Genomic DNA, 16,055 nt, shown 5'->3' with positions numbered 1-16,055 from the left:
AGCGTCGCGTGTTTCTCACCGGAGGTAGAGCTACTGGATGGTCTAGGGGGCCCACAAGCTTACCGAAATCAGCCAAACTCCGAATGCCGGTGAGTGAGAGCGCGGCAGTGAGACTGCGGGCGATAAGGTTCGTAGTCGAGAGGGAAACAGCCCAGATCGCCAGCTAAGGTCCCTAAGCGTGTACTAAGTGGAAAAGGATGTGGGGTCGCGAAGACAACCAGGAGGTTGGCTTAGAAGCAGCCACCCTTGAAAGAGTGCGTAATAGCTCACTGGTCAAGTGATCCTGCGCCGACAATGTAGCGGGGCTCAAGTACACCACCGAAGCTGCGGCATTCATGCAATACACCTCCTTGTTCCTGCGGGGACTTGGGCAGTGGTATGGATGGGTAGGGGAGCGTCGTGCAGCCATGGAAGCGTCGGAGTGATCCAGGCGTGGAGGCTGCACGAGTGAGAATGCAGGCATGAGTAGCGAAAGAAGAGTGAGAAACTCTTCCGCCGAATGACCAAGGGTTCCTGGGCCAGGTTAATCCGCCCAGGGTGAGTCGGGACCTAAGGCGAGGCCGACAGGCGTAGTCGATGGACAACGGGTTGATATTCCCGTACCCGTGTAAACGCGCCCATGGTGAATCAGTGATACTAACCGCCCTGAAGCCGGCTAATGTTCCTTCGGGATCATGGTCGGGGGATGCGCGGGACCTGATCTGGTAGTAGCCAAGCGATGGGGTGACGCAGGAAGGTAGCTGAGCCAGTCAGTGGTAATACTGGTGTAAGCGTGTAGGGAGTGGCATAGGCAAATCCGTGCCACACATATCCTGAGACGTGATGCATAGCCGATTGAGGCGAATTCAGTGATCCTATGCTGCCGAGAAAAGCCTCTAGCGAGCTTTTACACGGCCCGTACCCCAAACCGACACAGGTGGTCAGGTAGAGAATACTAAGGCGATCGAGATAACTATGGTTAAGGAACTCGGCAAAATGCCCCCGTAACTTCGGGAGAAGGGGGGCCTCGTCTGGTGATCGGATTTACTCCGTGAGCTGGGTGGGGCCGCAGAGACCAGTGAGAAGCGACTGTTTACTAAAAACACAGGTCCGTGCGAAGTCGTAAGACGATGTATACGGACTGACGCCTGCCCGGTGCTGGAAGGTTAAGAGGACCGGTTAGCTTTTCGGAGCGAAGCTGAGAATTTAAGCCCCAGTAAACGGCGGTGGTAACTATAACCATCCTAAGGTAGCGAAATTCCTTGTCGGGTAAGTTCCGACCTGCACGAATGGCGTAACGACTTCTCAGCTGTCTCAACCATAGACTCGGCGAAATTGCATTACGAGTAAAGATGCTCGTTACGCGCGGCAGGACGAAAAGACCCCGGGACCTTCACTATAGCTTGGTATTGGTGTTCGGTTCGGTTTGTGTAGGATAGGTGGGAGACTGTGAAGCGGGCACGCCAGTGTTCGTGGAGTCATTGTTGAAATACCACTCTGATCGTATTGGACATCTAACCTCGGACCATGATCTGGTTCAGGGACAGTGCCTGGTGGGTAGTTTAACTGGGGCGGTTGCCTCCCAAAATGTAACGGAGGCGCCCAAAGGTTCCCTCAGCCTGGTTGGCAATCAGGTGTTGAGTGCAAGTGCACAAGGGAGCTTGACTGTGAGACTGACAGGTCGAGCAGGGACGAAAGTCGGGACTAGTGATCCGGCACCGGCAAGTGGAAGCGGTGTCGCTCAACGGATAAAAGGTACCCCGGGGATAACAGGCTGATCTTCCCCAAGAGTCCATATCGACGGGATGGTTTGGCACCTCGATGTCGGCTCGTCGCATCCTGGGGCTGGAGTAGGTCCCAAGGGTTGGGCTGTTCGCCCATTAAAGCGGCACGCGAGCTGGGTTTAGAACGTCGTGAGACAGTTCGGTCTCTATCCGCCGCGCGCGTTAGAAACTTGAGGAAGGCTGTCCCTAGTACGAGAGGACCGGGACGGACGAACCTCTGGTGTGCCAGTTGTTCCACCAGGAGCACCGCTGGTTAGCTACGTTCGGAAGGGATAACCGCTGAAAGCATCTAAGCGGGAAGCCTGTTCCAAGATGAGGTTTCTCACCCCCTTGAGGGGGTAAGGCCCCCGGCAGACCACCGGGTTGATAGGCCAGAACTGGAAGCACGGTAACGTGTGCAGGTGACTGGTACTAATAGGCCGAGGACTTACCACAAAGAAGCTACGCGTCCACTGTGCGGTATCTGAAACAACACACGTTTTGTTTCAAGAACCGGAACGAATCCAATGAGATTGATATCGATTTGGGTTTTGACCGTGTTCCGTGTGAAAATTTCACAGAGTTACGGCGGCCATAGCGGAGGGGAAACGCCCGGCCCCATTCCGAACCCGGAAGCTAAGCCCTCCAGCGCCGATGGTACTGCACTCGACAGGGTGTGGGAGAGTAGGACACCGCCGAACATAAATTGCGAATGCCTCGCATCACAGACTCGAAAGAGACTGCGATGCGCGGCATTTCGCATATCCGGGGCAGAAACACACACACGCCCCGCCGGCCACCGCCCCCGGCCACTCGCCGAGTGTGCACCTACCGACATACCTACTCGGCCGATGCCCCGACAACTGCACACTCGACACCAGCACCGGGCCGGCCGAGTGTGCACTTACCGGCGCGTCTTCTCGGGCGATGCCCCGTCCCCCAAGCACTTCGTGCAGGGAGGTACCCCAAACTGCACACTCGACGGCTCAGCTGGTGGTGGGATCGGCGAAGTCGACCTGCTCGTAGTGCTCGACGGTCGGGAAGGGGTCGTAGAAGTCGTGCAGCAGCGAGCGCCACTGCGCGTACTGCGGCGACTTCCTGAAGCCCTCGACGTGGTCTTCCAGGCTGTCCCACTCGACCAGCAGCAGGTACGTGCCGGGACGTTCCAGGCAGCGTGAGAGCGACAGCGTGCGGAACCCGGCCATGCTGGCGATGATCTGCTCGGCCCGACCGAAGGCGGCCTCGAATTCGGCGCTGCGACCGGACTTCACCTGCAGGAGGGCATGTTCGAGGATCACCACCGCATCCTCGCAGGTGCGTGGCTAGTCGTCGTAGAGACTTCCGAATTCGTGTGCTTCGACGAGACGCTTGGGTGCGGTCAGGCACCAGGCCTCGGTGACCAGTTCCAGCAGCTCGTCGGGTTCGATCTTCCCCAGCTGCACCACGACCCACCCGAACTGGTTGGTGGTGAACTGGACCTCGAAGACGTCGGGGCGCTCGGACACCAGCGCGATCTGCTCGTCGAGCGTCGTCTTGAGCCCCACAGTCTCCGTCTTCTCCCAGACATAGCCGAAGCCCTTGCCGTTGACCTTGAGCGAAACCCAGCTGCCGCCGCCCCCGCCGCTCTGCTCGGTTTCGGGCAGCGTGTCCAGCATTGTCAGGAACTCGTCGACAGTCACACCCATGCCCCACATGTACCAGAGCCCGCCGACAGTCGAGCGCGGGCGGGGGAGCCTCGCTACGGCGCTCGGCGGGCGGGGGTGGCCAGGCAGGTGGCGACATTGCGCCCGCGGAGGATCACGGAGTCGCCGAGCTCCCAGTGCCGGGACTCGTCGGTCCCGGCCCTCTGGACGGCGCGATCGGAGGCGACGAGCGCGCCGTCGATCGTCTTGGCCAGCTCGGACAGCCGGGCCGCCTCGTTCACCGGATCCCCGATGACCGTGTACTCGAAACGCTTGCGGGCGCCGATGTTTCCCGCGACGGCGGTGCCAGCCGCGACGCCGATCGCGGCGCTGCAGTCCGGCACCTCGACGATGAGCCGGGACCGGATCGCGCGGGCGGCGGCGAGCGCGCTGCCCGCGGGGTCCTGGATCTCGACGGGCGCCCCGAAGATCGCGAGCGCGGCGTCGCCCTCGAACTTGTTGATCAGGCCCCCGTGCCGGTCCACCTCGTCGACCACGACATCGAAGAAGCGGTTGAGCAGGTCGACGACCTCCTTGGGGGGACGGGATGCCGCGAGCTCGGTGGACCCGACCAGGTCGATGAAGAACACCGCGATCTCGCGCTCCTCGCCGCCGAGCTCGGGATTGCGCTTGATGGCGGCCTCGGCCACCTCGTGTCCCACGTGCCGTCCGAAGAGCTCCTGGATCCGCTCACGCTCGCGCAGGCCCTCCGCCATCCGGTTGAAACCACTCTGCAGCTCGCCGAGCTCGGTGCCGTCGTAGACCACCACCTGCGTGTCGAGCTCGCCGTGTTCGACCCGCACCATGGCTGCCCGGACCGCGCGAATCGGCGCGACGGTGGCTCCCACCCCGAGCAGGGTCAGCGCCAGCCCGAAGATCAGGGTGATGGCGCCGAGCGCGAGGATGGAGACCGCGAGCTGCTCCACGTCAACGTGTTCGGGGCGGATGAAGCTGAAGACTGCGATCAGCATCAGGCCCGCGACCGGCACGCCGGTGCCCAGGGTCCAGGCCAGCATGTTGCGGCCCGTCACGCCTGCGATGCGCACCCGGCGCGGGTCACCCGCCTCGAGGGCGCGCGCGGCCGCGGGACGCAGCGAGAACTCGCTGAGCAGGTAGCTGAACGCGCAGACCGTCACCCCGCCCATGGCGATGGTGAAGGCGACCTTGGGGATGGAATCCGGCTCGATGAGCCCGTAGCTGAGCGTGAAGAGGACGAACCCGATGGTCCACAGCAGGGCCTGCATCCGGGTCAGGCGCCACGGCATCGCGAGCGCCGCAGCGGCCTCCCCCCGGGTCGGCTCCCGGTTCTCGATGGCCCACCGCAGGTCCTTCGTGGCGCGGAGGGTGCCCCACAGCACCCCGACCGCGACGGCCAGGGTGATGTAGACCGGCCCGATCACCGCGTTGACGACCAGGTAGTCGAGGTCGTAGAGGCTCGGGCCGGGCACGACCACGGTGATCAGGGCGCCGACCACGAGCGCACCGATCAGGTTGGACAGCACCAGGCTTGCGGTCAGCAGCACCTGGACGCGGATCCTGCGATGGCGCGCGCTCTCTTCCGGGGCGCCGAGCAGCCGCGAGCCCAGCGGCGCGATCGAGCGGAACGGGAGCGGCATGGTCGCTCCAGCGTAATGGGTTGACCACCCGGTGACCCGGCGTGGCGTGGCGGGTCACCGGCGCGCACCGATGGGTGCTCTAGGGTGTTCCGAGTGCGCCTCGTGATTGCCAGCTGCCATGTCGACTACGTCGGACGACTCACTGCACACCTGCCGAAGGCGCGCAGGCTCCTGCTGGTCAAATCCGACGGTTCGGTGAGCATCCATGCGGACGACCGTGCGTACAAGCCGCTGAACTGGATGAGCCCGCCGTGCTGGCTCGTCGAGAACGACGGCGAGGAGGGCACCCAGCTGTGGGTCGTGACCAACAAGGCCGGCGAGGAGCTGCGGATCACGATCCACGAGGTCGAGCACGACTCCTCGCACGAACTCGGCGTCGACCCGGGCCTGATCAAGGACGGGGTCGAGGCGCACCTGCAGGAACTGCTGGCCGAGCACGTCGAGACCCTCGGTTCGGGCTACACCCTGGTTCGGCGTGAGTACATGACGGCGATCGGTCCGGTGGACCTGCTCGTGCGGGACGCGGACGGTGCGTCTGTCGCCGTGGAGATCAAGCGCCGCGGCGAGATCGACGGTGTCGAACAGCTGACCCGCTACCTGGAACTGATGAACCGCGATCCGCTGCTCGCACCCGTGACCGGGGTGTTCGCCGCGCAGCAGATCAAGCCCCAGGCGCGGACCCTCGCCGAGGATCGCGGGATCCGCTGCCTGACACTCGATTACGACAAACTGCGGGGGACCGAGAGCACCGAGTTCCGGCTGTTCTGATCGAAACCTAGGCTGTAGTCATGCCCAGACGGAATCAGCGGCACCGGACCGAGCGGCCGGCGCCGGCCGGCGGCAGGGAGTCGCGGATCGATTCGGGGCCTGCGGGATACGACGACGAGCGGTATCTGGTGCGCCCGGTGCCGGGGTCGCGCGCCACCAAGACCTATCGCTGCCCCGGCTGTGATCACGAGATCCGGCCCGGTGTCCCGCACCTGGTGGCCTGGCCTGCGGACGAACTCGGCGGGGCCGAGGAACGCAGGCACTGGCACACCGGGTGCTGGAACGGGCGCGGGTCGCGGGGGATCACCCGACGTTGGTCTTGACCGACTCCTCGGACTTCTCCGACTTCTCCGACGCCTCGGGTGCGTCGTCTCCGTCGGTGTCCTCGTTCTCGGCCGGGGTGTTCCGTGCGGCGGAGTCGCCGACGCCGTCGAGCAGTTCGCCCTCGCGGTTGACGGAGGCGAGCATGGCGGGCACCGAATCGAGCTGTCCCCGAATTCCCAGGAGCTGAGCCAGGACCCGGCCGCGGAGCACGCGAAGCTCCTCGGCGAGCTCCTTCGCGTGGGCGATCCGCTTCTCGGCCTGCTCGGTCGCGGTCTGCAGTCGCCTTCGGGCCTCGTTGGTGGCGTCCGTGAGCCTGCGCTCGGCCTCGGCCTTGCTGGTGGCCTCGAGCTCGTTGACCGCGCTGACGACCTTGGTGCGGCGCTCGCTCATGGTGATCTCGAAGTCCTGCTGGACCTCGTTGCGCCGCGCCTCGGACTCGGTCTGGAGGTGAGCGACCTCGGACTGCGCCTTCTCGACGAGACGGGCGGCCTCGGTGCGCGCGGTCGCCATGGTCTGCGTGTGCTCGACCTCCATGGCGTTCCTGCGATCCTCGAGCTCGGCGAGCAGGCCCTCGTACTTGCCGCGCAGCGCGGCGCCGTCCTGCTCGGCGATGGACACCAACTCGGCGGCTTCGGACTGGGCCGTGGCCCGTACTTCCGAGGCCTCATCGGAGGCGAGGCGGAGCATCCGGGAGATGCGCTCGCTCATGCCCTCCGCGGTCGTCGGCGGAACGGACAGGCGGTCGACGTCCTTGCGCAGGTCGTCGATCTCGTCGCGGGCGTCCTCCAACTGCTGGGCGAGGTCCCGGGCTTGCGCCGCCGCCGCATCACGATCGGTCGCGGTGACCCGGAGTTCCGCGTCGAAGCGCTCGAAGTAGTTGCGTACCTCGTCGCGGTCGTAGCCCTTCCGCACGATGTTGAAGGGCAATTGGATCTCGTTGGGCATGGTCATAACTTACCGTCGCTCCGGTGGTGATGTGGTCTATGCGCTCGGGCGAACCACTGTGCTGAAAAGGGGGTGGCGCAGTATCAGTGTGCCGGGTCCGCGGCCGGCTCGACCAGCTCGACCAGCACGCCGCCCGCATCCTTGGGGTGCAGGAAGTTGATCCGCGAGTCCGCGGTGCCGCGGCGAGGGGCATCGTAGAGCAGCCGGACGCCGCCCGCGCGCAGGCGCTCGGAGATCGCGTCGAGGTCGCTGACCCGGTAGGCGAGCTGCTGCAGGCCGGGGCCGCTGCGCGCGATGAACTTGGCGATGGTCGAGTCGTCGTTGAGCGGGGCGAGCAGCTGGATCGCGGTGGCGCCTGCCGGGCTGCCGGGCACGGACATCATGGCCTCGCGCACGCCCTGCTCCTCGTTGACCTCTTCGTGCGTGGACACGAGGCCGAGGTGCTCGCCGTACCAGGCGATGGCGGCGTCGAGATCGGGCACCGCGATGCCGACGTGGTCGATGGCCGTCACCAGGTCTGAAGCGAGTACGGGCGCGGCGGCGTTGGGGGCGGAGTTCGTCATGTCGATGACGGTAGCGCTACCGTCTTTGTAGTTCTCTTTGGGATGTGACTTTTGGTCGCTGACCACCCGTGTTGATCGTTGGAGGAAGCCGTGAGCAGTTCAGTCATCGTCGCCGGAGCGCGGACCCCGGTTGGCCGTTTGCTCGGCTCGCTCAAGGATTTCTCGGGATCCGATCTGGGTGGAATCGCGATCAAGGGTGCACTGGAGAAGGCGGGCGTGGCGCCCGAGGCCGTCGAGTACGTGATCATGGGCCAGGTGCTGACCGCGGGCGCCGGTCAGATGCCCGCACGCCAGGCGGCCGTCGCGGCGGGCATCCCGATGGATGTGCCCGCCCTGTCGATCAACAAGGTGTGTCTCTCGGGTGTCGACGCGATCGCGCTGGCCGACCAGCTGATCCGGGCAGGGGAGTTCGACGTCGTGGTCGCGGGCGGTCAGGAGTCCATGTCGCGGGCGCCGCACATGCTGGAGAAGAGCCGTGAGGGCTTCAAGTACGGCGATGTGACCCTGCGCGACCACATGGCCTACGACGGCCTGCACGACATCTTCACCGACCAGCCGATGGGCAACCTGACCGAGCAGCGCAACCAGGCCGACGACCAGCTGATCAGCCGTCAGGCGCAGGACGCCTTCGCGGCCGCGTCGCACCAGAACGCGGCGCGGGCCTGGAAGGACGGGCTCTTCGAGGCGGAGGTCGTGCCCGTGTCGATCCCGCGGCGCAGGGGCGAGCCGGTCGTGTTCGCCGAGGACGAGGGCATCCGCGCCGACACCACCGTCGAATCGCTGGGCACGCTGCGACCCGCGTTCAGCAAGGACGGCACCGTCACCGCGGGCTCGGCCTCGCAGATCTCCGACGGCGCCGCCGCGGTGGTCGTGATGAGCAAGGCCAAGGCGCAGGAGCTGGGCCTGAGCTGGATCGCCGAGATCGGCGCGCACGGTGTGGTGGCCGGCCCCGACTCGACGCTCCAGTCGCAGCCGGCGCGCGCGATCGCGAAGGCCTGCGAGCGTGAGGGCATCGACCCGAAGGATCTGGACCTGGTGGAGATCAACGAGGCGTTCGCCGCCGTCGGCATCGCCTCGACCAAGGAACTGGGACTCGACGAGTCGAAGGTCAACGTGAACGGTGGGGCGATCGCGATCGGGCATCCGCTGGGGATGTCGGGCGCGCGGATCGCGCTGCACCTGGCGCTCGAGCTGGGCCGTCGCGGCGGTGGCGTCGGTGCGGCCGCGCTGTGCGGCGGCGGCGGTCAGGGTGACGCCCTGATCATCCGGGTTCCCAAGCAGTAGCCGAGGGCGGCGCCGCGACGCCCCGTGGTCGAGGTGGACGGCCTCAACTACGGGGCGTCGTAGTGCGTCGGGCACAATGGGGCCCATGGCGAACATCTTCGATCTCAGCACGTGGGCCAAGCGCTTCCGTTTCGTGGCGGTCCTGGAGGCGATCACCTGGCTCGGCCTGCTGATCGGCATGGCCTTCAAGTACCTGCCCGCAGACGGCAACGAGATCGGCGTGAAGGTCTTCGGGCCGATCCACGGTGCGGTGTTCGTGCTGTACGTCCTGGTGGCCATCGTCACGGCGAAGAAGCTCTCGTGGTCGCTGGTCACCACGTTCTTGGCGCTGGTCGCGAGCGTCCCGCCGTTCGGCACGATCGTGTTCGAGGCATGGGCCGTGCGCACCGGCCGTCTCGCCGAGCTCTCGGCCGAGAGCGCCAAGGAACCGGCACCCGCGCTGAGCTGAGCCGTCGATCGTGACAAACTGAACATGTGACTCGACCCGGTTCCCGCCCACCCTCACGTCCATCGGCCGCGGCGGCCGCCGCCATGACCGGCGCGGTGGATCTGTCCGCCCTCAAGGAACGAGCGCAGGCCGCGCCCGCAGGCCCGCCGACCGCGAACGGCGTGAGTGCCGCGTCCGCGGCGGTCGTCGAGGTGACCGAGGCCAATTTCGAGGCCGAGGTGCTCGCCCGCTCGACCCAGGTTCCCGTCGTCGTCGAGCTGTACGCGGCATCGATGCCTGCCAGCGCGGTGTTCTCCCCGGCCCTGGACTCGCTCGCCGTGGCGGGCAACGGGTCGTGGGTGCTCGCCCGGGTGAACGTCGACAGCGATCCCCGGATCGCGCAGGCGTTCGGCGTGCAGGCGCTGCCCGCCGTCGTCGCGGTCGCGGCCGGACGTCCGCTTGCGGACTTCGACGGCGATGAGCCGCAACTCGGACAGTGGATCGACGCCGTGCTGCAGGCGACCGCGGGCAAGCTCTCCGGCCCGCCGCAGTCCGAGGCTGAGGGCGAGCAGGAGGAGCCCGAGGATCCGCGGTTCGTCGCGGCGGAGACCGCACTGAGCGAGGGTGACCTGGCTGGCGCCGAGGCCGCATATCAGGTGATCCTCGACGCGGAGCCCGCGAACGTGCAGGCGCTCGGTGCGATCCGGCAGGTCCGGTTCATCGCCCGCGTGCAGGACCTCGACCCCGACGCCGTCGCGCGGGCCGACGCCGAGCCCGCCGACGTGGCCGCCCAGCTCGACGCGGCCGACATGGAGCTCTACAGCCAGCAGCCCGAGGCGGCCTTCGCCCGTCTCATCGAGACGATCCGCCGCACCGCGGGCGACGACCGCAACTCCGCTCGGACCCGACTGCTCGAGCTGTTCGAGCTGTTCGACCCCGCCGATCCGATCGTCATCGCCGCTCGTCGCAAGCTCGCGTCCGCCCTCTACTAGGCACTACGCGCCTGTGCGCGAGTCTCACCCTGATCGGGGTGAGACTCGCGCACAGGCGAAGGAGCCGCATCACCCGTAGCGGTTCTCGCAGGCCTGTTCGCCGCCGAGGACTCCCGAGCGGAAGGCGTCCACCCGGGCGAACCCGCTCGGCACGGTGTTCCCGTTCACGTCGCTGGCCATCAGCCCGTCGTTCAGCAGCCCGGACACCGCCTCGTCGAGGTCGCCGGGGGACAGGGTCAGCCCACCCGCCTCGCCCACGGCGGTCGCCGCGGTCCACGCGCCGGACAGGCAGGCCGCCCGCACCGCGGTCTTGGCCTCGGTCAGCGACTTCTCGGCATGCGCCTGCGCGGCCAGCGTGAAGCGCGAGGCCACCAGGACATAGGCGCCGAAGTCGCCGCGCACGTCGGCGTCGAACTCGTCCCCCGACTCCGGGTTCGGGGTGCCGCGCTCGACCAGCTCGGGCATCGAGACGCCGATCGTGTTCGTCGCCGGGCAGTAGGAGACCGGTTGCGTGGTCTCCGCGTCCGGACACCCGGTGTCCGCCCCCGCGAAGTCGACGGCCGGCTTCCGCGGCAGGTCGAACAGCGCCTGCAGCGAGTCCACCGTCAGCTGCACGGACTCCTCGGTGACCGGCATCTCGCCGGTGTCACTCTCGGTGGTGAACTGCTGGGGCAGCTCGGCCTGCCGCGACAGCACGTCGGTCTCGTCGATCTTCGTGCAGGACTTGGCGCCGTCCGTGAAGCCGATCTGGAACGCGGTGATCCGCTCGAATGCCGAGCCGTGCACCGATTCCGGGTCGTTCGGGTCGCTGTCGCGCACCGCGACCATCGCCGCCATCACCGAGTTGAGCCCGTCGGAGGTGTTGAGGGTGAAGTGCCGGGAGTCGCCCTGCGCGACGTGCCGCATGTAGGCCCCGGCGAAGCAGTCCGCCTGCTGCTCGAGCACCAGCGTGAGGTCGTCGTCGCCAGCGAGCCCCGAGCCGTACTGGACCGCGTGCCCGTACTCGTGGGCCATGACCATCACCACGGACATCGGGCCGAAGGTCTCGATGAGCGAGGGCAGCAGCACGGTGCGGTCCCAGCCGATGGAGCCGTCGCGCGTGCAGTAGCCGGCGTTGGCGAATCCGTGGGTGTTGTCGCCGCAGAACGTGGGGGCCTGCGCCCGATCCGCGTCCGGGTCCCAGGAGAGCAGGTCGGTGACGGGCCTGAAGTCGCCGCCGAACACCCGGGGGTACTCGGACTGCCAGAAGGCCGCGATGTCGTCCACGGCATTGGTGGCCAGCACGTCGGCCGCCGAGCCGTCCGCGCCGCGAACCGGGAGCTGGGCGTCGGGCACGCCCTCGCGGGGGCCGCTGGGGCCGGAGGTCGCGGGCAGCCCCGCCACCGTGAAGGGATTGTCGTAGATCGACACGGCGCGTCCGTCGATCGCCCCGGAGCAGCCCGCGACGAGCGCGGCGAGGGTGACGAGCGAGGCGACCGCGAGCACGGATCGGTGGCGGCGCATCAGCCACGCTCCAGGCTCAGCCAGATGGCACCGTTCTTGGGCAGCGCGACCGACGCCGATGCGGGTCGCCCGTGCCAGGGCTGCAGGGTGGCGCTCACAGCTCCGAAGTTACCCATCCCGGCGCCGCGATAGGCGTCGGCATCGGTGTTGAGGATCTCGACCCACCGGCCGGGCTCGGGCAGGCCGACCCGGTATTCCGAGTGGGCCGAGCCGGAGAAGTTGAACAGGCACGCCACGATCGACCCGTCGGACCCGTACCGCAGGTAGCTGAGCACGTTGTTCTCGGTGTCGTTCGCGTCGATCCAGGAATAGCCGCCGGGGGAGTTGTCGAGCGTCCACAGCGCCGGGTGGCGTCGGTAGGTGGCGTTGAGATCGCGCACCAGCGCCAGGATCCCGCGGTGCAGCTCGCCGACGAATCCCTCGTCGAGCTGATGCCAGTCGAGCCCGCGCTCCTCCGACCACTCGGTGCGCTGGCCGTATTCCTGCCCCATGAACAGCAGCTGCTTGCCGGGGTGCGACCACATGTAGGCCAGCAGGGTGCGCAGACCGGCGGCCTTGGCGAAGTCGTCGCCCGGCATCCGGGTCCACAGCGTGCCCTTGCCGTGCACCACCTCGTCGTGGCTGATCGGCAGCAGGTAGCACTCGCTCCAGGCGTACATCAGCGAGAACGTGATCTCGTGGTGGTGGAAGCTGCGGTGCACCGGGTCCCGGCCGAGGTAGCCGAGGGTATCGTGCATCCAGCCCATGTTCCACTTCATGCTGAAGCCGAGGCCGCCGACGTTGGTGGTGCGGGTGACGCCCGGCCACGCGGTGGACTCCTCCGCGATGGTGACCACGCCGCGGTGCTGCCGGTGCACGGTCGCGTTCATCTCCTGCAGGAACGCCACGGCCTCCAGGTTCTCCCGCCCACCGTGGATGTTCGGTGTCCAGCCGCCCTCGGGTCGCGAGTAGTCGAGGTAGAGCATCGAGGCGACCGCGTCCACGCGCAGCCCGTCGATGTGGAACTCCTCGATCCAGAACAGCGCGTTGGCGACGAGGAAATTGCGCACCTCCCGCCGCCCGAAGTCGAAGACGTAGGTGCCCCAGTCCAATTGCTCGCCACGGTGGGGATCGGCGTGCTCGTAGAGCGGGCCGCCGTCGAACCGGGCCAGCGCCCAGTCGTCCTTCGGGAAGTGCGCGGGCACCCAGTCGACGATCACACCGACGCCTGCGAGGTGCATCTGGTCGACGAAGGCCCGGAAGTCGTCAGGGGAGCCGAAGCGGGCGGTCGGGGCGTAGTAGGAGGTGACCTGGTAGCCCCAGGATCCGCCGTACGGGTGCTCGGCCACCGGGAGCAGTTCGACATGGGTGAAGCCCTGCTCGACGACATAGGCGGACAGCTGGTCGGCGAGTTCGAGATAGCTCAGGCCGGGCCGCCAGGACCCCAGGTGCACCTCGTACACGCTCATCGGGGCCAGGTTCGGGTCGGTGCGCGCGCGGACGGCCATCCATTCGGCGTCGGCCCACCGGTGCGTGCTCACGCCGACCACGGAGGCCGTGCGCGGCGGCACCTCGGTGGCGAACGCCATCGGGTCGGCCTTCTCCCGGACGGAGCCGTCGCTGCCGTGCACCCGGAACTTGTACAGGTCGCCTGGCCCGACGCCGGGGACGAACAGCTCCCAGACCCCGCTGGACCCGAGCATGCGCATCGGCGCGGTCTGCCCGCCCCAGCCGTCGAAGTCGCCGATCACCGTGACGCCGCGCGCCGAGGGCGCCCACACCGCGAATGAGGTGCCTGCCACCTCCCCGTCCGGGGTCGTGTACCTCCGCGGGTGCGCGCCGAGGATCTCCCACAGCCGTTCGTGTCGGCCCTCGCCGAACAGGTGCAGGTCGAGTTCACCGAGGGTCGGCAGGAACCGGTACCCGTCCGCGGAGACGACGGTGTGTCCGCCGGGATACTCGACCACCAGCCGGTAGTCGATGAGGTCCTTGACGGGAACGACCGCGCTGAACAACCCGTCGGAGACCGGCTGCAGGGGGTGGTCGACGCCCCCGATGCGGGCCGACACCTCGCCCGCGTGGGGGCGCAGCGCCCGGATCACGGTGCCGCCGGGATGCGCGTGCGCACCGAGGACGGCGTGCGGGTTGTGGTGGGTTCCCTCGGCGAGCCGGGCGAGGTCGGCGGGTGGGGGCGCCGCGACCTGTGCGACCCGATCCGCGCTCATGTGCGTGGTGCGCGGTGGGCGAGGGGTAGCCGCGCGGGGTAGGGAACGGCGGGCAACGCGAGGATGTGGGCGACCGCGCGCCAGGGTTCGAGTCGGATGAAATTGGCCTGGCCCCAGTGGTACTGCTCGCCGCTGACCTCGTCGAGAACGGTCAGGTGGTCGTGCCAGTCGCGCCCGAGAGCGGGCATGTCGAGCCAGATGGTGCCCTGCTCCGCCCCGTACGGGTTGAGGTTCACGATCGTGAGCACGGCGTCGCCGGTGGTCGGGTCGAACTTCGAATACGCGATCAGCGCGTCGCTGTCGGTGTGGTGGAAGGTGATGTTGCGCAGCTGTTGCAGCGCGGGGTGGGCGCGGCGGATCCGGTTCAGGGTCGCCAGCCAGGGCTCCAGCGACTCACGGCGGGCGCGGGCGCCGTCGAAGTCGCGGGGGCGCAGCTCGTACTTCTCGGAGTCGAGGTACTCCTCGCTGCCCGGTCGCAGCGGAACATGTTCGTACAGTTCGTATCCGGAGTAGACGCCCCAGGTCGGCGACAGGGTCGCGGCCAGTGCGGCGCGCAGCGCGAACATGCCGGGGCCCCCCTGCTGCAGGCTCTCGTGCAGGATGTCCGGCGTGTTGACGAACAGGTTGGGCCTGGCCTCGTCGGCCTTGGCGGCGATCTCCAGTCCGAACTCGGTGAGTTCGTGCTTGTTCACCCGCCAGGTGAAGTAGGTGTAGGACTGGGTGAACCCGCGCTTGGCCAGGCCGTACATCCGGGCGGGCCGGGTGAAGGCCTCGGAGAGGAACAGCACGTCCGGATCGGAACGCTTCACCTCCGCGATCAGCCACTCCCAGAAGTCCGGTGGCTTGGTGTGCGGATTGTCGACCCGAAAGATCTTGACACCGTTCTTGATCCAGAACCGCACCACCCGCAGCACCTCGGCGTAGATGCCCTCGGGGTCGTCGTCGAAGTTGACCGGGTAGATGTCCTGGTACTTCTTCGGCGGGTTCTCGGCGTAGGCGATGGTGTCGTCGGGCAACACCGTGAACCACTCCGGATGCTGCTGCGCCCACGGGTGATCGGGCGCGCACTGCAGGGCGAGGTCGAGCGCGACCTCGAGCCGCAGCCGGCGGGCCCTTGCGACGAAGTTCCTGAAGTCCTTGATGGTGCCGAGGCGGGGGTGCACGGCGTCGTGGCCGCCCTCCTCCGCGCCGATCGCCCACGGCGATCCGACATCGTCGGGCCCCGGCGTCAGCGAGTTGTTCGGGCCCTTGCGGTTCACCCGGCCGATCGGGTGGATCGGGGGCAGGTAGACCACGTCGAAGCCCATCGCGGCGATGCGCGGGAGGTCGTCCGCCGCCGTCGCGAAGGTGCCGTGCCTGGGCGTGCCGTCGGGGGCACGGCCGCCGGTCGAGCGGGGGAAGAACTCGTACCAGGCGCCGACGAGCGCGCGCTTGCGGTCGACCCACACCGGGATGGTGCGGCCCTTGGTGACGAGGTCCCGCAGCGGGTACGCCCGCAGCAGCTCGGCGATGTCGGCCGCGAAGGCGGGAGCGACCCGGGCGGGTAGCTGCTGATCGCTGCGCAGTGCGTCGGCGACCGCGGCGCATCGCGGGCGGTCCCCGCGCGGCACCGCCTTGGCGGCCCGCTCGAACAGGCGGGCGCCGATCTCGAGATCGTTGGCCAGATCGGCGGCGCCCTGACCGACCGACAGCTTGGCCTCCACATTGTGCCGCCAGGTGGAGACCGGATCGCCCCAGCCCTCGACCCGGAAGCTCCACGCCCCGACGCTCGTGGGCGTGAACACGGCCGCGAATGTGTCCGGTAACGGGCCGGGGGACATCGGGATCCGAATGGTGGTGTTCGACTCCGGCCCGCGCACGGCGAGGGTCGCCGCAACCGCGTCGTGCCCCTCGCGCCACACCGTCGCCGACACCGGGAAGGTCTCGCCGACGACCGCCTTCGCGGGGTGGCGTCCCCCCGAGATCTCGGGGGCGACGTCGTCGATGCCTATCCGCCCGGTCATGG

General features: G+C 67.6%; 13 protein-coding genes and 2 rRNA genes (1 of these 15 running past the window's edge). 7 read left to right on the top strand and 8 right to left on the bottom strand.

Translation table 11 applies throughout. The features are described 5' to 3' along the window. Together JOE46_RS08995 and rrf are read left to right on the top strand one after the other, a co-directional pair. Positions 1-2,198 (top strand): 23S ribosomal RNA (locus JOE46_RS08995); it begins 935 nt to the left of the window's first position. Positions 2,199-2,326: 128 nt separating this feature from the next. Further along, a 5S ribosomal RNA gene (gene rrf, locus JOE46_RS08990) occupies positions 2,327-2,443 on the top strand. 285 nt (positions 2,444-2,728) lie between these two features. Here the strand turns inward: rrf and JOE46_RS08985 are convergent. The 3 genes from JOE46_RS08985 to JOE46_RS08975 are packed head-to-tail and all read right to left on the bottom strand — an operon-like array spanning position 2,729 to position 5,040. Continuing rightward, positions 2,729-3,040: an antibiotic biosynthesis monooxygenase gene (locus JOE46_RS08985; RefSeq protein WP_097211566.1), complete on the bottom strand. Its 312-nt coding sequence runs from the start codon at positions 3,038-3,040 to the stop codon at positions 2,729-2,731. Between the two features lie 24 nt (positions 3,041-3,064). Then, positions 3,065-3,427 carry an MmcQ/YjbR family DNA-binding protein gene (locus tag JOE46_RS08980; protein WP_209926962.1) on the bottom strand — a complete coding sequence of 121 codons (363 nt, stop codon included), beginning with the start codon at positions 3,425-3,427 and terminating at the stop codon, positions 3,065-3,067. 53 nt (positions 3,428-3,480) lie between these two features. Continuing rightward, a complete protein-coding gene (locus tag JOE46_RS08975) occupies positions 3,481-5,040 on the bottom strand; it encodes an adenylate/guanylate cyclase domain-containing protein (RefSeq protein WP_209926960.1) in 1,560 nt (519 codons plus the stop codon). A gap of 93 nt (positions 5,041-5,133) precedes the next feature. On the opposite strand from JOE46_RS08975, the gene nucS reads away from it, so the two are divergent. Both nucS and JOE46_RS08965 read left to right on the top strand, forming a co-directional pair. Further along, entirely contained in the window at positions 5,134-5,808 is a 675-nt protein-coding gene (nucS, locus tag JOE46_RS08970) for an endonuclease NucS (protein WP_209926950.1), read from the top strand. 20 nt (positions 5,809-5,828) lie between these two features. Further along, the gene (locus JOE46_RS08965; RefSeq protein WP_097211522.1) at positions 5,829-6,131 is read left to right on the top strand and encodes an ATP/GTP-binding protein; all 303 of its coding nucleotides are present in this window, start codon (positions 5,829-5,831) and stop codon (positions 6,129-6,131) included. Here JOE46_RS08965 and JOE46_RS08960 read toward each other — a convergent pair. Both JOE46_RS08960 and mce read right to left on the bottom strand, forming a co-directional pair. Next, positions 6,112-7,077 carry a hypothetical protein gene (locus JOE46_RS08960; RefSeq protein ID WP_245220995.1) on the bottom strand — a complete coding sequence of 322 codons (966 nt, stop codon included), beginning with the start codon at positions 7,075-7,077 and terminating at the stop codon, positions 6,112-6,114. The two genes, JOE46_RS08965 and JOE46_RS08960, sit on opposite strands and share 20 nt — an antisense overlap. An 83-nt stretch (positions 7,078-7,160) precedes the next feature. Beyond that, positions 7,161-7,640, bottom strand: a complete 480-nt coding sequence (gene mce / locus JOE46_RS08955) for a methylmalonyl-CoA epimerase (protein WP_209926947.1) — start codon at positions 7,638-7,640, stop codon at positions 7,161-7,163. Between the two features lie 90 nt (positions 7,641-7,730). Here mce and JOE46_RS08950 point away from each other — a divergent pair, with 90 nt between their 5' ends. The 3 genes from JOE46_RS08950 (at position 7,731) to JOE46_RS08940 (ending at position 10,343) form a co-directional block, all read left to right on the top strand. After that, the gene (locus tag JOE46_RS08950; RefSeq protein ID WP_209926946.1) at positions 7,731-8,924 is read left to right on the top strand and encodes an acetyl-CoA C-acetyltransferase; all 1,194 of its coding nucleotides are present in this window, start codon (positions 7,731-7,733) and stop codon (positions 8,922-8,924) included. Positions 8,925-9,009: 85 nt separating this feature from the next. After that, a complete protein-coding gene (locus JOE46_RS08945; protein ID WP_374102887.1) occupies positions 9,010-9,372 on the top strand; it encodes a DUF3817 domain-containing protein in 363 nt (120 codons plus the stop codon). An 83-nt stretch (positions 9,373-9,455) separates the two neighbouring features. After that, on the top strand, positions 9,456-10,343 hold the full coding sequence (locus tag JOE46_RS08940; RefSeq protein WP_209929022.1) for a tetratricopeptide repeat protein: 888 nt from the start codon (positions 9,456-9,458) through the stop codon (positions 10,341-10,343). Positions 10,344-10,412: 69 nt separating this feature from the next. Here JOE46_RS08940 and JOE46_RS08935 read toward each other — a convergent pair whose 3' ends face one another. From JOE46_RS08935 to JOE46_RS08925, 3 genes are read right to left on the bottom strand one after another with little or no spacing between them, the layout of a single operon-like run. Then, positions 10,413-11,846, bottom strand: coding sequence for a metallopeptidase (locus tag JOE46_RS08935; protein ID WP_280923542.1), 1,434 nt, complete (start codon positions 11,844-11,846; stop codon positions 10,413-10,415). Then, on the bottom strand, positions 11,846-14,050 hold the full coding sequence (gene glgB, locus JOE46_RS08930) for a 1,4-alpha-glucan branching protein GlgB (protein WP_097211517.1): 2,205 nt from the start codon (positions 14,048-14,050) through the stop codon (positions 11,846-11,848). Before glgB ends, JOE46_RS08935 begins: the two co-directional genes overlap by 1 nt. Next, complete coding sequence (locus tag JOE46_RS08925; protein WP_097211516.1) at positions 14,047-16,053, bottom strand: alpha-1,4-glucan--maltose-1-phosphate maltosyltransferase; 2,007 nt, start codon at positions 16,051-16,053, stop codon at positions 14,047-14,049. Before JOE46_RS08925 ends, glgB begins: the two co-directional genes overlap by 4 nt. Between the last annotated feature and the right edge of the window lie 2 nt (positions 16,054-16,055).

The sequence above is a fragment of the Rhodococcus sp. PvR099 genome (genome assembly GCF_017833315.1).
Taxonomy (GTDB): Bacteria; Actinomycetota; Actinomycetes; order Mycobacteriales; family Mycobacteriaceae; genus Rhodococcus_G; species Rhodococcus_G oryzae.
The sequence above is the reverse complement of the archived record's forward strand: the minus strand, read 5'-3'. Positions and strand labels throughout refer to the sequence as shown.